Source organism: Acetatifactor sp. (assembly GCF_982438285.1).
This window is the reverse complement of record NZ_CEWDFQ010000372.1, coordinates 1-2,862: the sequence shown is the minus strand read 5'-3', so window position 1 is coordinate 2,862 and position 2,862 is coordinate 1. Positions and strand designations below refer to the sequence as shown.

The window sequence follows — 2,862 nt, the reverse complement described above, 5'->3', positions numbered from 1 at the left end:
GTACCGGCCGGGCCCTATGGATTTTATCCCCAAATATATCAAGGGCAAGAACAACCACAGTGCGGTAGCTTATTCCTGTCCCCAGCTGGAGCCCATTCTGGCCCCCACCTACGGCTGTATTGTATATCAGGAGCAGGTGATGCAGATTGTGAGGGACCTGGGGGGATATACCCTGGGACGAAGCGATCTGGTGCGCCGGGCCATGAGCAAAAAAAAGCAGTCCGTCATGGAGAAGGAGAGAGCCAATTTCATATACGGCAATGAGGAGGAAGGGGTTCCCGGGTGTATTGCAAATGGCATCAGCGAGCAGACTGCGGGGCAGATTTATAATGATATGATGGATTTTGCCAAGTATGCCTTTAATAAGTCCCATGCGGCCTGCTATGCGGTGGTTTCCTACCAGACGGCCTACCTGAAATATTATTACCCGGTAGAATTTATGGCGGCTCTTTTGACCTCTGTCATCGACAATCCCAAAAAGGTCTCGGAGTACATTTTGACCTGCAGAAGCATGGGAATTGAACTTCTTCCGCCGGATATCAACCAGGGGGAGGCTGGTTTTTCTGTCACGGGAGGAAAAATACGCTATGCCCTGACTGCAATTAAGAGCGTGGGGCGTCCTGTGATCGAGGGGATCGTGCAGGAGAGGAAGGAGAGAGGCCCCTTCACAAACCTGAAGGATTTTATTACCCGTATGGCGGATAAGGATATGAACAAGCGCGCCATTGAGAATTTCATCAAGGCGGGAGCCCTTGACAGCCTGGGCGGAACCAGAAAGCAGTTTATGAGTGTGTATGTGCAGATTTTAGACCACATAACCAAGGATAAGAAGAGCAATCTGGCAGGGCAGATATCCTTGTTTGACATTGCATCGGAGGAAACCAGGGAGGAATTTGACATCCGTATGCCGGATGTGGGGGAATATCCTAAGGAAATGCTCCTTGCCTTTGAAAAAGAGGTGCTGGGCATTTATATCAGCGGGCATCCTTTGGAGGAATACCAGAAGCTTTGGGAGGAAAATATTACCAACACAACCAATGACTTTGCCTTGGATGAGGAAACAGGGGCAGTCAGGGTGGCAGACCAGGCGCCTGCGGTGATCGGCGGACTGATTGCAGACAAGACCATAAAATATACGAAAAATGACAAGGTGATGGCATTTCTCAATATAGAGGACCTGGTGGGAACCGTAGAGGTTGTAGTATTTCCCAGGGATTATGAAAAATACTCCGCACTGCTTATGGAGGACGGCAAGGTCTTTGTGAAAGGCCGGGTGTCCTTAGAGGAGGAAAAGGACGGAAAGCTGATCTGCGAACAAATTGTATCCTTTGCGGACGTGGAACGGGACGGCAGCCTTCTTAGCAGAGGCCGCAGCGGCTATGGAGCGGCAAGGGGCGGCAGAGCCGGACGGCCTTATGCAGAAAGGGATCGGAGGACAAAGCCTTACGGGGGAGCTGCCCGGACCCCGGGAGAGCCGCTTCGGAAGGTGCCAAACGGTGTGTGGGTGCAGTTTCCGGATGCGGAAACCTATGTGAGACGGGAGGGGGAGTTACTCTCCGCCATTGCCGATTCGGATGGGAATGATGATGTGGTCATTTTCCTGCGAAGCACCAGGGGCTTTAAAGTCCTTCCCCCCAACCTGAGAGTGAATTGGGATGAAGAGCTGAAAGAGAGGCTGGACGCCTTGTTTGGACAGGAAAATGTTAAATTTCTAACGAAACCTATTGAAAACCGTCAGGAAATAGATTAAAATAAATGATCAGAGGAAAGGATTACTTTAGGAGGTAACGGCATGGCAAATGAAATTAAGACGATTGGCGTCCTGACCAGCGGAGGAGATGCTCCTGGCATGAACGCTGCAATACGTGCGGTGGTTCGTACAGCCATTGCAAGAGGTATCAAGGTAAAGGGAATCAAAAAGGGCTATCAGGGCCTTTTAAATGAAGAAATTATAGATATGGAAGCGCGCAATGTTTCCGACATTATCCAAAGAGGCGGTACAATTCTGGGAACGGCCCGCTGCTTGGAATTTAAAACACCGGAGGGGCAGCAGAAGGGCGCTGAAATCTGCAAAAAGCATGGGATCGACGGCATTGTGGTCATCGGAGGAGACGGCTCCTACAGAGGAGCTCAGGCCTTGTCCAGGTTGGGCGTCAACACTATAGGGCTTCCGGGCACCATTGACCTGGACATTGCCTGTACAGAGTATACCATCGGCTTTGACACTGCGGTAAACACGGCAATGCAGGCCATCGACAAGGTAAAGGACACCTCCTCCTCTCATGAGAGATGCAGTATCATTGAGGTAATGGGAAGAAATGCCGGATATATCGCACTCTGGTGTGGCATAGCAAATGGTGCGGAGGATATTCTGCTTCCGGAAAAATATGACTTTAACGAACAGAACATCATCAACAATATCATTAATAACCGGAAAAGAGGGAAAACCCATCACATTATTATCAATGCAGAAGGCATTGGACATTCCACATCTATGGCCCGCAGAATTGAGGCTGCCACCGGTATTGAGACCAGAGCCACCATATTGGGCTATATGCAGCGTGGAGGCAGTCCCACTGCAAAGGATCGATATTATGCGTCCATTATGGGCGCTTATGCGGTAGACGTCCTTCGTGAGGGTAAAACCAACCGGGTGGTTGGTTACCAGCACGGTGAGTTTGTTGATTTTGATATTGAGGATGCGCTGAACATGGAAAAGGGCATTAACGAGTATCAGTTTGAGATAGCCCATTTACTGGCTGTTTAAGGACAAAGTTAAGGATAAAGCGGTTCTGCTTTTAAAGGCGGACCGCTTTTTTAAAGACGCAGGGAAAAGGAAAATGATCACAAGCAGTGCAAACG

General features: G+C 49.7%; 2 protein-coding genes. Both read left to right on the top strand.

Features of this window, described 5'->3' with window-relative positions:
* Positions 1-1,750: DNA polymerase III subunit alpha (dnaE, locus tag AC1WIP_RS14055; protein WP_481142414.1), on the top strand; the 1,750-nt coding region annotated here is incomplete at its 5' end.
* Positions 1,751-1,792: 42 nt separating this feature from the next.
* Positions 1,793-2,767, top strand: coding sequence for a 6-phosphofructokinase (gene pfkA / locus AC1WIP_RS14050; RefSeq protein ID WP_481142413.1), 975 nt, complete (start codon positions 1,793-1,795; stop codon positions 2,765-2,767).
* The last annotated feature ends 95 nt before the right edge of the window (positions 2,768-2,862 follow it).